The sequence below is a fragment of the Variovorax sp. GW821-FHT09D04 genome (assembly GCF_059416405.1).
On record NZ_JBWKPA010000008.1, the window covers coordinates 114,278 to 129,852 of the forward strand.

Consider the following 15,575-nt stretch of genomic DNA (forward strand, 5'->3'; position numbering starts at 1 on the left):
CGATCTCCTGAAGTGTGAATGCGCGATGGAAAGCAACATTTGCTTTCGGTACCTTCACATTTATTGTGAATTAGGTCCTAGGTTCACGCGCCCTCCGGTTCATACAGTCGAAGCGTCACACATCAAGCGCGCCATCAGGCGCCATCTCAGGGAGAAGAGAGAACCATGGAACACGTCACACAGCACGTGGGGGGCGGTGCGCGCGCCGCATTCGTCTGCAAGAAGAAAACCCGAGGCATCGCGGGCGCCGTGCTCGCACTGGCCGCCGGCCTCGCCGGCCCGTCGGCCTGGGCCGATGTGAGCCTGGGCGGCACCAGCTACACCACCGGCTCGGGCGCGGTCTGCAGTTCGGGCGGCGCCGGTCCCACGTGGGCCTGCCAGGTGCCCAACGGCAGCGGCGGCTTCGCGCTCATCACCGGCGTGCCGACCGACCCCGTGAACGGCGGCCCCGATGCCGCGGCCTTGCAAGGGATGGTGAGCGGCAACCTCGGCGGCGACGCGCTGCTGCTCGGCGGCACGGCCGCCAAGGCCACCGGCTTCGGCAGCGTGGCGGCGGGCTCCGACGCGCGCGCCACCGAAACCTACGCCACCGCCATCGGCTCCACCACCGTGGCCGCGGGCGTCAGCAGCACGGCCGTGGGCAACGTGGCCCAGGCCTTCGGCACCAACGCCACCGCCATCGGCGCCAACAGCACGGCCGTGGCCACCAGCAGCGTCGCAGTGGGCGACCGCGCCACCGCGAGCGACATCAATTCGACCGCGCTCGGCGCCAACACGCAGGCGCGCAAGAAGAGCAGCCTGGCGGCCGGCGACAAGGCGATCGCCGACGGCATCAACGCCGCCGCGCTGGGCGCGAACACGCAGGCGCTGGCCGACAGCGCCGTGGCCGTGGGCGACCGCGCCACCGCGGGCGCCGAGTCGGCCGTGGCCGTGGGCCGCCAGAGCACCGCATCGGCCGCGTCCGCCGTGGCCATCGGCACCGGCGCGACAGCGAGCGCCGTCAATGGCGTGGCGTTGGGCGCTGGCGCCACCGCCGACCGCGCGGGCATGAATGGCCAGCAAGAGCGCTTCTCGAACGTCGCCGTGGGCTCCACGCAGGGTGCGGTCTCGGTCGGCAGCGCGGGCGGCGAGCGGCAGATCACGAACGTGGCGGGCGGCACGCAGGCGACCGACGCGGTCAACGTGCGCCAGCTGCAGGCCGTGCAGGCCGGCGCGGTCAACTACGTGACCAACGTGGACGGCAGCGTGAACCACAACCAGATCGTGCTGGGCAACGGACAGGCACCCAACGGCACCACCGTGTCCAACGTGGCGCCCGGCGTGGCCGGCACCGACGCCGTGAACGTCAACCAGCTGAACGCACAGAGTGCGCAGTGGCGCGACGCCATCCGCGTGAACCAGCGCGACGCCAACGCCGGCACCGCCGGTGCGATGGCCATGGCGGGCATGCCGCAGGCCTACATGCCGGGCAAGAACATGATCGCGGCCGGCATCGCCGGCTACGAGGGGCAGAGCGCGCTCGCGGTCGGCTTCTCGAGCATCTCGGACAACGGCAAGTGGGTGATGAAGTTCACCGGCTCGGCCAACTCGCGCGGCAACGTCGGCGTCTCGGCCGGCGCGGGCTACCAGTGGTGAGCCGCATGAACCCCAGAACCGCCATCGCTCCAGGCCCCACGCATTCTTCCTTCATGACACGCACCTCTTTTCTGCCCACCGCCGCGCTGCTGGCCCTGCTCACGCTCGCCGGCTGCACCTCGTACGTGAGCCGCGGCCTCGACAGCGACGGCAAGGCCACCGAACTCGTCTGGCCCGGCGCCGACCAGCAGCAGACCTGGCAGACCGAAGGCAGCTTTCCGAACCGCGAGAACCTGCGCGCCATCGGCCCCGGCGCCACCAAGGACCAGCTGTACGCGCTCATCGGCCGCCCGCACTTCGACGAAGGCATGGCGGCCGTGCGCGAGTGGGACTACGTCTTTCACTTCCGCTCGGGCGGCGGTGCGACGAGCTGCCGCTACAAGGTGATCTTCGACACGGCCTACAAGGCGCGCAGTTTCCACTGGAACCCGGCGATCTGCGCCGAGCTGGCCAAGGGCTGATCAGCCGCCCTGCGGCGGCTCCGGCCGCCGCCACAGCCACGCCAGCACGACCGCCATCGAGCCGATGGCGACGCCCGCAAGCCACGGCTTGTGCGCCGTCAACACGATCACCACCGCGCAAAACGCCATCGCCGCGGTGGCGCTCCACTTGGCGCGCCGGCTCACCGTGCGGCCGTTCTCCCAGTTGCGCAGCAGCGGACCGAAGAGCCGGTGATTCAGCAACCAGCGGTGCAGCCGCGGCGAACTGCGCGCCGCGGCCCATGCGGCCATCAGCACGAAGACCGTGGTCGGCATGCCCGGTGCGACCACACCGATGGCGGCCAGCACGAGGCACAGCGCGGCAAAGACCATCAGCAGCCAACGCACGAGCAGCGGCAACGGCCGGGGCTCCACGGCAGCGGGCGGGTTCTGGGGGTCTTCGGCGGGCGTCACGGGCCGATTGTCTTTCTTTCTCTTTCACCGCACCGACGCGCTTGATTCAGATCAACCGCGCGCCGCTTTCGGCTGCCGATACTGGACTTTTACATCCACCTGCAAAGTTCTGAAGACCATGGCCCACCTTGTATGGAAGACCGAGCTCAATACGGGGATCCATGAGATCGACACGCAGCACCAGCGCATCGTGCAGTACATCAATGCGCTGGACGACGCCCGCCGCACGAACGACCGCCAGGTCGTGGGCCGGATCATCGAGGAGACCATCGACTACACCGCCTCGCACTTCGCGTTCGAGGAGGCCATGATCGAGGATGCGGGCTACCCCTTCACGGGCCCGCACCGGAAGGTGCACGAGATCTTCGTGCGCCGCGTCACCGAGTTCCGCACGCGCTTCGAGCACGGCGAAGAGGTGCTGGCCGAGCTGCACGACATGCTCTCGCGCTGGCTGTTCAACCACATCCGCCATGAAGACGGCGCGTACGTGCCGACCGTGAAGGCGCACCTGCACACCACGGATTCGTCGGCGGAAGTGCTGGTGCACGCGCAGGTGCGCAAGGCTGTGCAGCAAGGCGGCGCCGCGGGGCAGGTCAAGATGGGCTGGATGCGGCGCTTGTTCGGCGGGTGACGCGCCGCGTCACTCCTCGACGAAAGCCTCTTCGCGCTTGGCCTTCACCGAAGGCAGCAGCACCACGATGAGCAGCAGCGCCGCCGCGGCCAGCAGCCCCGCCGACAGCGGACGCATGACGAACACGCTCCAGTCGCCGCGCGACAGCAGCAGCGCGCGGCGCAGGTTCTCTTCCATCATCGGCCCGAGGATGAAGCCCAGCAGCAGCGGCGCGGGCTCGCACTTGAGCTTGAGGAACAGGTAGCCCACGATGCCGAAGATCGCGACCATCCACACGTCGAAGGTGTTGTTGTTCTCGGAGTACACGCCCACCGCGCAGAACAGCACGATCGACGGGAAGAGCCATTTGTAGGGAATGGTCAGCAGCTTGATCCAGATGCCGATCATCGGCAGGTTCAGCACGATGAGCATCAGGTTGCCGATCCACATCGAGGCGATCAGGCCCCAGAAGAGTTCCGGGTTGCTGGTCATGACCTGCGGGCCCGGCTGGATGTTGTGGATGGTCATCGCACCGACCATCAGCGCCATCACGGCGTTGGGCGGAATGCCCAGCGTCAGCAGCGGAATGAACGAGGTCTGCGCGCCGGCGTTGTTGGCCGACTCCGGCCCCGCCACGCCGCGGATGTTGCCCTTGCCGAAGGGCACCTCGCCCTGCTTGAGCTTGATGCGCTTCTCGATCGTGTAGGCCGCGAAGGCCGACAGCAGTGCGCCGCCGCCCGGCAGGATGCCCAGGGCAGAGCCCAGCGCGGTGCCGCGCAGCACGGCGGGCGTCATGCGCCGGAAGTCTTCCTTGGTGGGCCACAGGCCCTTGACCTTGGCGGTGAACACCTCGCGCTCATGCTCGGGCACGGCCAGGTTGGCGATGATCTCGCCGTAGCCGAACACGCCCATCGCGATCGCGATGAAGCCGATGCCGTCGGTGAGCTCGGGAATGTCGAAGCTGTAGCGCGCCACGCCCGAGTTCACGTCGGTGCCCACGAGGCCCAGCGCCAGTCCGAGCAGGATCATCGTGATTGCCTTGAGCAGCGAGCCCGAGGCCAGCACCACCGCGCCGATCAGGCCCAGGATCATCAGCGAGAAGTATTCGGCCGGGCCGAACTTGAAGGCCAGCTCGGTCAGCGGCGGCGCGAAGGCCGCAAGGATCAAGGTGCCGACGCAGCCCGCGAAGAACGAGCCCAGGCCCGCCGCGGCGAGCGCCGGCCCGGCCCTGCCCTTGCGCGCCATCTGGTAGCCGTCGATCACGGTCACCACCGACGACGATTCGCCCGGCAGGTTCACCAGGATCGCGGTGGTCGAGCCGCCGTATTGCGCGCCGTAATAGATACCGGCCAGCATGATCAGCGCCGACACGGGCGGCAGCGCGTAGGTGGCGGGCAGCAGCATCGCGATGGTGGCCACGGGGCCGATGCCCGGCAGCACGCCGATCAGCGTGCCCAGCAGGCAGCCGACGAAGGCATAGACAAGGTTCTGCGCGGTGAAGGCCACGCCGAAGCCGATCGAGAGGTTGGTAATCAGGTCCATTGTTCTCTTGGATTTCTTGTTGTTCTGCGCGGGTCAGCCGGCGATGAAGGTGGGCCACACCTGGAACTGCAGCTTCAGCGCCACCACGAAGGCCAGGTAGCTGCCGAGCGCGAGCACGGTCGCCAGCAGGGTCACGCCCTTACAGCCGAAGCTGTCGCCCGCCAGGCTCGCGATGAAGGTCAGTGCGTAGATCGCGACGATGAGCCCCATCGACGGCAGGCCAATGCTCGGCAGGCCGCCGAGCAGCACGCCGAAGATCAGGTTGGCGCCGATGATGAACAGCAGCGGCTTCCATGCGATGCGGCCCACGGGCTCGCCGTCGCCGGTCTCGACCGTGAGGGCCTTGAACGTGATCAGCACGCCCATGCACGCGATGAGGATGCCCACGATGAGCGGAAAGTAGCCGGGGCCCATGCGGGCGCCGGTGCCCACGTTGTAGGTCGTGGCGCCCCATGCGAAGGCCACGCCGAAGGCGCTGAAAAGCACGCCCGAGCAGAAGTCTCTCTGACTCTTGATTCTCACCGTTGATGTCTCCTGGAACTGCGTTGATCGGCACAGGATGTGCGTCAGCGATCCTAGGAATTCAGCGCGGCGGTGTGTATGAACAAAGCATTGCCATTCGGCAATGTTCGAGGCGCAAGAAGACGGTGAAGGCGCCGCTCAGCCGTCCGCCGTCGGCAGGTCGATGCAGGCGCGCAGGCCCGGGCGGGCATCGCCGAACTGCAGGCGCCCGCCATGCAGCGCCACCACCGCCTGCACGCTCGCGAGCCCCAGGCCGTGGCCCGGCGTGCTGTGGTCCAGCCGGTGAAAGCGCACGCCCAGGCGCTCGTACTCGGCGCTCGGAATGCCGGGGCCGTCGTCCTGCACGAACAGCTGCGCACGCCCGTCGACCGTGTGCGTGCCGATGCGCACGGTGGCGCCGGCCCCGCCGTACTTCAGCGCGTTGTCGAGCAGGTTGACCGCAGCGCCCGCGAGCAGGTCGCGGTCACCGAGCGCGATGGCGCGGTCGGCCGGCTCGCGCAGCAGCGCGATGCCCCGCACCTCGGCCACCGCCTCGTACAGCTCCGCCACGTCGTCGGCGATGACGTGCAGCGCCACCGGCGCGAACTGCTGGCGCCGCGCGCCGGCCTCGACCTCGGCGATCTGCAGCAGCTTCTCGAACATCACCGCCAGCTCCTCGAGCTCGCGGATGGCGGTGGCCACGGGCTCGCGCTGCGGATGGTGGGCGTCGCCGAGCCCCGCCTCTACCGCACGCAGGCGCACCAGCACGCGCGTGAGCGGCGTGCGCAGGTCGTGCGCGATGGTGTTGGACACATGGCGCACGCCGTCCATCAGCGACTGGATGCGGTCGAGCATCGCGTTGATGTCGCCTTCCAGCAGCGCGAACTCGTCTTCCTGGCCCGAGGGCGCCACGCGCTCCTGCAACTCGCCCGCCGCGATGCGCGCGGCCGTGCGCCGCACCGCGCCCACGCTGCGCTCCAGCTCCTGGCGAAAGACGAAGGTGCCACCGATGAGCAGCAGCACCGCCACGATGCCCGCCGCCGCGCTGGCGCTGGCCACCAGCGATTCGATCGACTCCTGGTCGCGCAGGTCGTTCCCCACCACGAGCATGCCGCCGTCGGGCAGCGGGCGCATCACGAGGTAGGCGATGACGGTCTGGCCCGCGCGCACCACACGGCGGTGCACGCCGTCGCCGGCGTCGGGCGCCAGCGAGGGCATCTGGTCGAGGTTGCCCGCGCGCTTGTGGCCTTCGCGGTCGGTGAGCAGGTAGATCTCGTTGTCGGAGTTGCGGCCGTCGGAAAGCGCATGGGCGATCTCGCCCGCCACGCCTTCGGCGCCGCGCGCTTCGTAGCGCACCACCAGCTGCTGCATGCTGGCGGCCACCTGCCGCACCATGCGTTGCTGCAGCACGCCGACGGTCTGCATGTAGACGATGGCCAACGCGGCCAGCATGGTGATCGCGACGAGCAGTCCGTAGTAGAAGGCGAGCCGGAAGCCGACCGAGCGCCACAGCTGGCGCAGGGCCCGGGTCATTGCGGCGCGGCCAGCGTGTAGCCCACGCCGCGCACGGTGTGGATCAGCGTCGGCGCGCCGCCCGCATCGAGCTTGCCGCGCAGACGGCTCACCTGCACGTCGATCACGTTGGTCTGCGGGTCGAACTGGTAGTCCCACACGGCCTCGAGCAGCATGGTGCGCGTGACCACCTGGCCCGGATGCATCATGAGATAGGCCAGCAGCCTGAACTCGCGCGGCTGCAGCGCGATGGGCCGGCCGCCGCGCTCCACGTGGCGGCGCGCCAGGTCGAGCGTGAGGTCGGCCAGCTGCAGCGTGCGGATCTCGGGCCCGCTGCGCGAGCGGCGCACCAGCGCCTCGGCGCGCGCCGCGAGTTCGGAGAAGGCGAAGGGCTTGGCCAGGTAGTCGTCGCCGCCGGCCTTGAGCCCACGCACGCGCTCGTCGAGCGCGCTCAATGCGCTGAGCACCAGCACCGGCGTCTTCTTGCCGAGGGCGCGCATCGTGGTGAGGATCGACAGGCCGTCCACGTCGTTCGGCAGCATGCGGTCGAGGATGACGAGGTCCCACGTCTCACCCGTGGCGCGCGCGAACGCATCGGCGCCGTCGCGGCTGATCACCGCCACATGGCCGAGCGAGCGGAAGCCTTCGGCGATGTAGCGCGCGTTGTCGGCGTCGTCCTCGACGATGAGGCAGTTCCAGATGACGGTGGGGCCGAGCACGTCAGTCGGTGCGGCCACGGCAAGAAATACCCATGGATGGCGGTGCGCTTGGACTCAGGTTGTGCCCCTGGGATGCAGGGGCTGCGACATGAATCCTAGCCCAGGTGGAAGCGGGAAAAGCCTGCGCTTCATTACCGTTTGTCCATGAAGGCCGCGCGGTCCTGCTCTGCGAACGCTGGACCCGCGCAACGCGGTCGCGTCACACGTTTATCTGATTGCGGGCGCAAAAGCCGTCTGCGATGTTGAGCTTCCATCAACACAGGGAGGTTCATATGGGAAGAACGACAGAGCGTGCGCTGATCGCGTGCACCCTCGCGCTCTGCGCTTTGCAGGCGCACGCATTCAAGATGGGCTTCCAGGGCCAGCTCGATGAGCTTCGCGCAAAGGCACCGGGCAACCTGAACGCCAAGCTCGACGAAGAGCCTCACCAACTCCAGTTCGGCGACCCCATCCACGAGGACATGACCCAGGCCTCCATCGAGATGGCGGCAGCGAACGCCGACCGCATGCAATGCACCACCAGTCGCGAGAAGGTCGAGGCCTTCGTCCGGCAAGCGGCGCAACCCCGGCTCAGCCATGGCCTGTGCTGCCACAAGGGGGCAGTTTCCAAAGCGTGCTCGGTGATAGGCATGTTCGGAGGCAACCAGGCCTTCGCCGACGTGCTCAAGCCGATGCAGTCGGGTGTTCGTTGGAACGACGACCCTTGCCACATGACCCACGAGGCCGTGTCCAGGGTGAGCTGGGCTCTCTGGATGACGGGGAACAACTACATGGAATACAACAACTCGAACTATGCGAGCCACTTCCACGAGCACCAGTTCCTGCATGCCATGGCACCTTCGGCCCGCAACGATCCCAAGCCACTGACGGCGAGGGAGACGCGCAAGCGCATCCTGATGTGGGCTGAGTTCGCCCTTCGGGTGGCCGACGGATCCATCCCGCCGGGTACAAAGCTGAAAGATGTGCGCGCACTGCTCAGCACGCAGATGCAGCACGACTTCAGTCTCGCATTCGGTAGCGACGGCCCACGCACCGTCGCCCTGTTGTTCACAGGCCTGGACGACGGCGACCCGCAGCTCGTGCGCCAGATCGCGCTGGGCGCGTTGTTTCACACCGTGCAGGACTCGTACTCGTCAAGCCACGTGGAACGGGCCAACGACCCGTTCAAGGACGGCACACCCGGTGTCCTGAACAAGGGAGACATCGTGCGCTTCTACACCTACCGTGGGCAGGACGGCGGCAAGCACGGCAAGGCAGACCGCCGCCCCCACGATCTGGCCGCTGCGCAGATCGATGACCTGCATCCCGTGTCGATCGGCGCGCAGCTGCTCGCATGCACTGCCGCATCCCAGAACGCGCCCTCGCAGTGGGAAGAAGGCATGAAGATCGTTCAACGCAACTTCACGCTGCGGGACGCCGACATCAATCGGGCATCGACGCCTGGGAAAGACTACGCGAAGTAGCCTTTTTCGCCCCTCACTCCACCGTCACACTCTTCGCCAGATTCCGCGGCTTGTCCACATCCGTCCCGCGCGCACACGCCGTGTGATACGCCAGCAGCTGCAGCGGCACCACGTGCAGCAGCGGCGACAGCGCGCCGTAGTGCTCGGGCATGCGGATCACGTGCAGGCCTTCGCCGCTCGCGATCTGCGTGTCGCCGTCGGCCAGCACGTAGAGCACGCCGCCGCGGGCGCGCACTTCCTGCAGGTTGCTCTTGAGCTTTTCGAGCAGCGCGTCGTTCGGCGCCACGGCGACCACGGGCATCTCGCTGGTGACGAGCGCGAGCGGGCCGTGCTTGAGTTCGCCGGCGGCGTAGGCCTCGGCGTGGATGTAGGTCACTTCCTTGAGCTTGAGCGCGCCTTCGAGCGCGATCGGGTAGTGCAGGCCGCGGCCCAGGAACAGGGCGTTGTCCTTGCGCGCGAAGTCTTCGGCCCAGCCGATGATCTGCGGCTCGAGCGCGAGCACCGACTGCAGCGCGACGGGCAGGTGGCGCATTTCCTTCAGGTAGCGCGCTTCGTCGAGCGCGCTCAGGCGGTCCTTGGACTGCGCGATGGCCAGCGTGAGCAGAAACAGGCCCGCGAGCTGGGTGGTGAAGGCCTTGGTCGAGGCCACGCCGATTTCGACGCCGGCGCGCGTGATGTAGGCCAGCTTGCACTCGCGCACCATGGCGCTGGTGGCGACGTTGCAGATGGTCAGCGTCTGCTCCATGCCCAGCGAGCGCGCGTGCTTGAGCGCGGCCAGCGTGTCGGCGGTTTCGCCCGACTGGCTGATGGTGACGACCAGCGTCTTGGGGTCGGGCACGGAGTCGCGGTAGCGGTACTCGCTGGCGATCTCGACCTGGGTGGAGATCTTCGCGATGCTCTCGAGCCAGTACTTGGCGGTGCAGCCGCTGTAGTAGCTGGTGCCGCAGGCCAGGATGAGGATCTTGTCGATGTCCTGGAACACGCGGTGCGCGCTCGCACCCGTGGCGCCGTCCTGGCCGATGCCGTCGAACAGCTCGGGCACGATGCCTTCCACGCCTTCGAGCGTGTCGCCGATGGCGCGCGGCTGCTCGAAGATTTCCTTCTGCATGTAGTGGCGGTACGGGCCCAGCTCGGCCGCGCCGCTGTGGGCGTGCACGGTGCGCACGGTGCGCGTGACGGGCTTGTGGTTCTTGTCGACGATCCAGTACTTGCCCGGCTGCAGGTCGACCACGTCGCCTTCTTCGAGGTACACGATCTGGTCGGTCACGCCGGCCAGTGCCATCGCGTCGCTGGCCAGGAAGTTCTCGGTGCCGTCCTTGCCGGCGCCCAGGATCAGCGGCGAGCCGGCGCGCGCGCCGATCACGCGCTGCGGTTCGTCGCGGCAGATGACGGCGATGGCGTAGGCGCCGTGCAGCTGCAGCACGGCGGCCTTGACGGCTTCGAACAGGTCGCCGTTGTAGAGGCTGTCGACGAGGTGGGCGATGACCTCGGTGTCGGTCTGGCTCTCGAACACGTAGCCCTTGGCCTCGAGCGCGGCGCGCAGCGGCTCGTGGTTCTCGATGATGCCGTTGTGCACGAGCGCGATGCGGCCCGGGCGCGCGGCGGGCGCGTCGGCGCCGACGCCGTGGCTGAAGTGGGGGTGCGCGTTGTGCACGGCCGGTGCGCCGTGGGTGGCCCAGCGCGTGTGGGCGATGCCGGTGAGGCCTTCGACCTTGTCGTCGCGCACCTGCGTCAGCAGGTCGGCCACGCGCGAGGTGGTGCGCGCACGGCTCAGGCCGCCCGCATGCACCGCGACGCCGCAGGAGTCATAGCCGCGGTATTCGAGCCGCTGAAGGCCCTGGACCAGGACCGGAACGATGTCGCGATGGGAGGCTGCGCCGACGATGCCGCACATGGGGTGTACCTTGTCTTGAAGAACAGAAGGGCTCGATGGTAGGGAGCCCTTCGAGAAATATGGCGTCTAAATTTCCACAGTTTTGGAGTTTTATTTCACTCAAACCTGTAGATAGAGTTTTATTCCATAATTTCAACTCATATGGAATCAATCTCTCTCGACGCCATCGACCTCAAGCTGCTCGACGCGCTCCAGAACGACGCCTCGCAGACCAACCAGCGCCTGGCCGCCGAGGTGGGCATCTCGCCGCCGACCTGCCTGCGCCGCGTGCAGCGCCTGCGCCAGGAAGGACTCATCGAGCGCCAGGTCGCCCTGCTCTCGCCCGACCGCCTCGCCACGGTGCTGGGCCACGGCCTGCAGGCGGTGATGGAGATTTCGCTCGACCGGCAGGACGCCGCCGCGCTCGACGCCTTCGAGGCCCGCGTGATCGCGGACGACGCCGTGCAGCAGTGCTGGCGCGTGTCGCCGGGGCCCGATTTCGTGCTGGTGGTGGTGGCGCGCGACATGCCCGGCTACGGCGCGCTGACGCAGCGGCTGTTCACGGCCGACGCCAACGTGCGCAACGTGAAGGCGTTCTTCAGCCTCAAGCGCGCGAAGTTCGGGGCCCGCATGCCGCTGGGCTGACGCTGGTTCTGTGCGCGATCAGCGTTCGCTCGCCGCCTCGCGCAGCGCCTCGAGGAAGGTGCGCCGCCACCAATGGATGTCCTGCGCCCGGATGCGCGACAGCAGTTTCTGGTGCCGCTCGCGTCGCTCTTCCAGCGGCATCTGCAGCGCCTGCTGCACCGTCTCCGCGGTGCCGTGCGTGTCGTACGGGTTCACCAGCAGCGCTTCCTTCAACTGCTCGGCCGCGCCCGCGAAACGCGACAGCACCAGCACGCCGGGGTCGGCCGGGTCCTGCGCCGCGATGTACTCCTTGGCCACGAGGTTCATGCCGTCACGCAGCGGTGTCACCAGCCCCACGGCCGCCGCGCGGCACAGGCCGGGCACACGGCGGCGCGCCACCATGCGGTGGATGTAGCGCACGGGCATCCAGTCGAGTTCGCCGTAGTCGCCGTTGATGGCGCCGCACAGCGATTCGAGTTCCTTGCGGATGCCGGCGTAGGCGTCGACGGTCTCGCGCGTGGGCGAGGCGATCTGGATCAGCGTGGCGCTGCGCCGGTTCTCGGGGTAGTTGGCCAACAGCTCGCGGAATGAGCGCACGCGTTGGGGGATGCCCTTCGAATAGTCGAGCCGGTCGATGCCCAGCAGCAGCCGGCGGCTCGAGTACTCGCGCTTCATGGTCTCGTACATGTCGCGCGATTCCTTGGCGTGCGTGAGCGCCGCGAACTCGTCCACGTCGATGCCGATGGGGAAGGCGTTGCAGCGCACCGTCTGCCCGTAGGCGCGGTACATGTCGTTGCCCAGGTATTCGCCGTGGGCCTCGTTGCGCACGTAGTGCTCGAAGTGCTGCACGTCCTGCTGCGCCTGGAAGCCGATCAGGTCGTACGAGAACAGCGAACGCATCAGCCATTCGTGCTGCGGAATGGCCGCGATGATGATCTGCGGCGGCAGCGGAATGTGCAGGAAGAAGCCGATGCGCTGCTTGCAGCCCATGGCGCGCAGCTCGGCGGCCAGCGGCATCAGGTGGTAGTCGTGGATCCAGATGATGTCGTCGTCCTTCAGCAGCGGCATCAGCTTGCGCGCGAACAGCTGGTTCACGCGGCGGTAGCCGCCGATGAAGCCGGCATCGAAATGCGCCAGGTCCAGGCGGTTGTGGAACACCGGCCACAGCACGTCGTTGCTGTAGCCCAGGTAGTAGCTGTCGTGGTCGTCGCGGCTCAGGTCGAGCGTGGCGAGCGTCACCTTGCCGGCCTGCTGCTTGTGCAGTTCGCCTTCGCCCGTGGGCCCGCCCTCGACGATCTGCCCGCTCCAACCGAACCACAGGCCGCCGCTCTGTTGCAGGCTCTCGCCCAGGGCCACGGCCAGGCCGCCGGCGGCGGGCTTGCGCGGGTCGGCCACGCGGTTCGAAACAACGACGAGACGACTCATATGCACGAATCCCAGGGAGCGGACAGGCGCACGGCCGCATTGATGATGCCGACCATCGAATAGGTCTGCGGAAAGTTGCCCCACATCTCGCCCGTGACCGGGTGCGTGTCTTCCGACAGCAGCCCCAGCGGGTTGCGCGCGGCGAGCATGGTCTCGAAGATCTGCCGCGCCTCGGCCTTGCGGCCGATCTTGGCCAGCGCGTCGATGCGCCAGAAGGTGCAGATGTTGAAGGCGGTTTCGGGCTTGCCGAAGTCGTCGGCCGCTTCGTAGCGGCGCATGTAGGGGCCGTCGCAGAGCGACTTTTCCATCGCGTCGACGGTGGAGATGAAGCGCGGGTCGCGCGCGTCGATCAGGCCCACCTCGACCATCAGCAGGATGCTCGCGTCGAGCTCGTGCCCGCCGAAGCTTTCGGCAAAGGCCTGGCGCTCTTCGCACCACGACTTGGCAAGAATCTCCTCCTTCATGCGTGCCGCATGACCGTGCCAGTAGGCCGCGCGTTCGGGCAGCTCCAGCGTGCGCGCGATCTTGGCGAGCCGGTCGCAGGCGGCCCAGCTCATCAGCGCCGAGCTGGTGTGCACGCGGGCGCGCGTGCGCAGCTCCCACATGCCGGCGTCGGGCGTGCCGTACACGCGCACCGCCTGCTCACCCACGGCTTCGAGGTGCGGAAACTCCGCCACGCCCGCGCGGCTCAGCAGCCGGTGGTCGTGGAAGGCCTGCGCCGCGCCGAGCACGATGTTGCCGTACACGTCGTGCTGGAAGTGCTCCTGCGCCTGGTTGCCCACGCGCACCGGACCCATGCCGCGGTAGCCGGGCAGGCCCTCGACGAAGGACTCGGGCAGCTCACGCTCCAGCCCGATGCCGTACAGCGGCTGGATGTGCTCGCCGTGCGAGCCGATCACCACGTTGCCGAGCCAGCGCAGATAGTCTTCCATCGTGCCCACCTCGCTCAGCGAGTTGAGCGCGCGCACCACGAAGAAGGCGTCGCGCAACCAGCAGTAGCGGTAGTCCCAGTTGCGCTGACTGCCCGGCGCCTCGGGGATGCTGGTGGTCATGGCGGCGACGATGGCGCCGGTGTCCTCGTACAGCGAGAGCTTGAGCGTGATGGCCGCGCGGATCACCGCGTCCTGGTACTCGAAGGGAATGGCCAGACGCTTGCTCCAGGTGCGCCAGTAGGCGATGGTTTCCTGCTCGAACTTGCGCGCGGTGTCGGCGATGCCTTCGAGCAGCGTCTCGTCCACGCCGAACATGAAGTTGTACTCGCGCGAGATCACGAAGGGCTGGCGCGACAGGATGTGCGAGATCGACGCGTCGGTGTTCAGCCGCAAGGTCACGTCAGGCCCGACATAGCGGATGTGGTTGCTGCCGCGCGTGACCTCGGTCGGCGCCGAGGCGCCCCACTGGAAGCGCGGGTCGAGCGCCACGCGGATGCGCGGCGCGCCGGCAATCGGGCGCACGCGGCGCACCATCATCAGCGGGCGGAAGTAGCGCGAGCGGCTGTGAAAGCGCGGCGCGAAGTCGGTGATCTCGATGCCCTGCCCCGCGCTGTCGAACAGCTGCGTGCGCAGCACGGCGGTGTTGGGCTCGTACCACTGCTTGCTGGAAGCGAAGTCCTCGATCTCGATGGCCCAGGCGCCGGCCTCCTCGCCGGGGTGCAGCAGCGCGTTGAAGACCGGGTCGCCGTCGAAGCGCGGCAGGCAGCACCAGACGGCGCGGGCGCGCGCATCGATGAGCGCGCTGTAGGCGCAGTTGCCGATCACGCCGACATTGAGCGAGGGCTCGGCCGGCGGCGCGAAGCCGCGCGGCGGGGCCGCAGCCACCTTCGCGGCGTCGACGGGCGCCTGGTCGTCGGGGCCCGCCGCACCGGCCAGGGCGTCGCCCGCGCGGTCCTCCGGAGCCTTCGGCAGTTGTTGTTCGCTCATGCGGGCTTCCTCGGTGATGGTGTCTGGGGGGCAGGCGCGGCCAGCAGGTCGCGCGCCTGCACCAGCCATTCGTAGACCGCGCGCGGCGATTCGAGCCGGTGCAGCGCCAGGCTCGGCCCGGCGCCCACCTTGATCGCGACGCCGCCGCGCGGCTGCACGACGGCGAAGCCGCTCTCGTCGGTGGTGTCGTCGCCCGCGAAGACCGGCGTGCGGCCCGCGAACGGCGCTTCGTTCATGAAGGCCTCGATGGCGAGGCCCTTGTTCACGCCCGAAGGCTTGACCTCGAACACGAACTTGCCGTGCATGAGCTCGAGCTGCGGACGGCCTTCGATGGCGCGCGCCATCGCGTCGCGGCACACAGCCTCCAGCTGCGGCGCGAGCCGGTAGTGCAGCGCGATGGCGCCGTGCTTGCGCTCCACCAGCAGACCTTCGTGGATGCGCGCGAGTTCGTTGGCCACGTCCAGGATCGGGACGAGGTCGGGCGGGCGCTGCTCCTGCATGCCGCCTTTGGCATCGCGGCGCTGCACGCCATGCTCGCCGGCCGCAGGCAGCCGCAGCGGCGCGAGAAAGCGGTCGATGGCATCGATCTGGCGCCCTGACACCACGGCGAGCGCGCCGCCGAGCAGGTCGCGCAGGTCGCTCAGCAGGGGCACGAGGGCGGGCGGCACCTCGATGGCTTCAGGCGTGGCGGCGAGGCCGACCAGCGTGCCGTCGAAGTCGAGAAAAAGGGCGGCGTCCCGGCCCGGCGGAGGTGGCAACTGGGCGTTGCTGCTGGAGGACTTTGGCATTGGGAAAAACCATAGCACGGCTCGCACGCGGCGCGTGTCGGCCAAAGTCCCGGCGTGCGCCGATGGCGGGG

The 15,575-nt window shown here is 68.3% G+C and carries 14 protein-coding genes; 5 read left to right on the forward strand and 9 right to left on the reverse strand.

The features are described 5' to 3' along the window. Window positions 1–165: 165 nt before the first annotated feature. Both AC07O4_RS23075 and AC07O4_RS23080 read left to right on the forward strand, forming a co-directional pair. On the forward strand, window positions 166–1,635 hold the full coding sequence (locus AC07O4_RS23075; protein ID WP_495305777.1) for a YadA family autotransporter adhesin: 1,470 nt from the start codon (window positions 166–168) through the stop codon (window positions 1,633–1,635). 53 nt (window positions 1,636–1,688) lie between these two features. Further along, window positions 1,689–2,096 (forward strand): outer membrane protein assembly factor BamE, encoded by a 408-nt coding sequence (locus AC07O4_RS23080; RefSeq protein ID WP_495305778.1) that lies wholly within the window; start codon window positions 1,689–1,691, stop codon window positions 2,094–2,096. Here AC07O4_RS23080 and AC07O4_RS23085 read toward each other — a convergent pair whose 3' ends face one another. Further along, on the reverse strand, window positions 2,097–2,528 hold the full coding sequence (locus AC07O4_RS23085; RefSeq protein WP_495268876.1) for a YbaN family protein: 432 nt from the start codon (window positions 2,526–2,528) through the stop codon (window positions 2,097–2,099). A 118-nt stretch (window positions 2,529–2,646) separates the two neighbouring features. Between AC07O4_RS23085 and AC07O4_RS23090 the strand changes: the two genes are divergently transcribed. Further along, window positions 2,647–3,159, forward strand: coding sequence for a bacteriohemerythrin (locus tag AC07O4_RS23090; protein WP_095743662.1), 513 nt, complete (start codon window positions 2,647–2,649; stop codon window positions 3,157–3,159). Between the two features lie 9 nt (window positions 3,160–3,168). On the opposite strand, the gene AC07O4_RS23095 is transcribed toward AC07O4_RS23090, so the two are convergent. From AC07O4_RS23095 to AC07O4_RS23110, 4 genes are all read right to left on the reverse strand, one after another. After that, window positions 3,169–4,680 carry a tripartite tricarboxylate transporter permease gene (locus tag AC07O4_RS23095; RefSeq protein WP_070060062.1) on the reverse strand — a complete coding sequence of 504 codons (1,512 nt, stop codon included), beginning with the start codon at window positions 4,678–4,680 and terminating at the stop codon, window positions 3,169–3,171. 33 nt (window positions 4,681–4,713) lie between these two features. After that, window positions 4,714–5,202: a tripartite tricarboxylate transporter TctB family protein gene (locus AC07O4_RS23100; RefSeq protein WP_495305779.1), complete on the reverse strand. Its 489-nt coding sequence runs from the start codon at window positions 5,200–5,202 to the stop codon at window positions 4,714–4,716. 138 nt (window positions 5,203–5,340) lie between these two features. Beyond that, window positions 5,341–6,714: a sensor histidine kinase gene (locus AC07O4_RS23105; RefSeq protein WP_495305780.1), complete on the reverse strand. Its 1,374-nt coding sequence runs from the start codon at window positions 6,712–6,714 to the stop codon at window positions 5,341–5,343. Beyond that, complete coding sequence (locus AC07O4_RS23110; RefSeq protein WP_159274070.1) at window positions 6,711–7,394, reverse strand: response regulator transcription factor; 684 nt, start codon at window positions 7,392–7,394, stop codon at window positions 6,711–6,713. Before AC07O4_RS23110 ends, AC07O4_RS23105 begins: the two co-directional genes overlap by 4 nt. Window positions 7,395–7,684: 290 nt before the next feature. Here AC07O4_RS23110 and AC07O4_RS23115 point away from each other — a divergent pair, with 290 nt between their 5' ends. After that, entirely contained in the window at window positions 7,685–8,875 is a 1,191-nt protein-coding gene (locus AC07O4_RS23115; protein WP_495305781.1) for a hypothetical protein, read from the forward strand. A 13-nt stretch (window positions 8,876–8,888) separates the two neighbouring features. Here the strand turns inward: AC07O4_RS23115 and glmS are convergent, their stop codons facing one another. Then, complete coding sequence (gene glmS, locus AC07O4_RS23120) at window positions 8,889–10,769, reverse strand: glutamine--fructose-6-phosphate transaminase (isomerizing) (RefSeq protein ID WP_070060065.1); 1,881 nt, start codon at window positions 10,767–10,769, stop codon at window positions 8,889–8,891. A gap of 141 nt (window positions 10,770–10,910) precedes the next feature. Between glmS and AC07O4_RS23125 the strand changes: the two genes are divergently transcribed. Then, complete coding sequence (locus tag AC07O4_RS23125) at window positions 10,911–11,393, forward strand: Lrp/AsnC family transcriptional regulator (RefSeq protein ID WP_495305782.1); 483 nt, start codon at window positions 10,911–10,913, stop codon at window positions 11,391–11,393. Window positions 11,394–11,411: 18 nt separating this feature from the next. On the opposite strand, the gene otsA is transcribed toward AC07O4_RS23125, so the two are convergent. The 3 genes from otsA to otsB are packed head-to-tail and all read right to left on the reverse strand — an operon-like array spanning window position 11,412 to window position 15,504. Then, window positions 11,412–12,797, reverse strand: coding sequence for an alpha,alpha-trehalose-phosphate synthase (UDP-forming) (otsA, locus tag AC07O4_RS23130; RefSeq protein WP_495305783.1), 1,386 nt, complete (start codon window positions 12,795–12,797; stop codon window positions 11,412–11,414). Next, window positions 12,794–14,716: a glycoside hydrolase family 15 protein gene (locus AC07O4_RS23135; RefSeq protein ID WP_492732225.1), complete on the reverse strand. Its 1,923-nt coding sequence runs from the start codon at window positions 14,714–14,716 to the stop codon at window positions 12,794–12,796. Before AC07O4_RS23135 ends, otsA begins: the two co-directional genes overlap by 4 nt. Further along, the gene (gene otsB, locus AC07O4_RS23140; RefSeq protein ID WP_095948226.1) at window positions 14,713–15,504 is read right to left on the reverse strand and encodes a trehalose-phosphatase; all 792 of its coding nucleotides are present in this window, start codon (window positions 15,502–15,504) and stop codon (window positions 14,713–14,715) included. The genes AC07O4_RS23135 and otsB overlap by 4 nt, the downstream gene beginning before the upstream one ends. Window positions 15,505–15,575 lie beyond the last annotated feature (71 nt).

Coding starts and splice junctions, on each gene's coding strand:
- AC07O4_RS23090 (WP_095743662.1), top strand. CDS start 2,647: ATGGCCCACCTTGTATGGAAGACCGAGCTCAATACGGGGATCCATGAG.
- AC07O4_RS23080 (WP_495305778.1), top strand. CDS start 1,689: ATGACACGCACCTCTTTTCTGCCCACCGCCGCGCTGCTGGCCCTGCTC.
- AC07O4_RS23115 (WP_495305781.1), top strand. CDS start 7,685: ATGGGAAGAACGACAGAGCGTGCGCTGATCGCGTGCACCCTCGCGCTC.
- AC07O4_RS23095 (WP_070060062.1), bottom strand. CDS start 4,680: ATGGACCTGATTACCAACCTCTCGATCGGCTTCGGCGTGGCCTTCACC.
- glmS (WP_070060065.1), bottom strand. CDS start 10,769: ATGTGCGGCATCGTCGGCGCAGCCTCCCATCGCGACATCGTTCCGGTC.
- AC07O4_RS23125 (WP_495305782.1), top strand. CDS start 10,911: ATGGAATCAATCTCTCTCGACGCCATCGACCTCAAGCTGCTCGACGCG.
- otsA (WP_495305783.1), bottom strand. CDS start 12,797: ATGAGTCGTCTCGTCGTTGTTTCGAACCGCGTGGCCGACCCGCGCAAG.
- AC07O4_RS23105 (WP_495305780.1), bottom strand. CDS start 6,714: ATGACCCGGGCCCTGCGCCAGCTGTGGCGCTCGGTCGGCTTCCGGCTC.
- AC07O4_RS23135 (WP_492732225.1), bottom strand. CDS start 14,716: ATGAGCGAACAACAACTGCCGAAGGCTCCGGAGGACCGCGCGGGCGAC.
- AC07O4_RS23075 (WP_495305777.1), top strand. CDS start 166: ATGGAACACGTCACACAGCACGTGGGGGGCGGTGCGCGCGCCGCATTC.
- otsB (WP_095948226.1), bottom strand. CDS start 15,504: ATGCCAAAGTCCTCCAGCAGCAACGCCCAGTTGCCACCTCCGCCGGGC.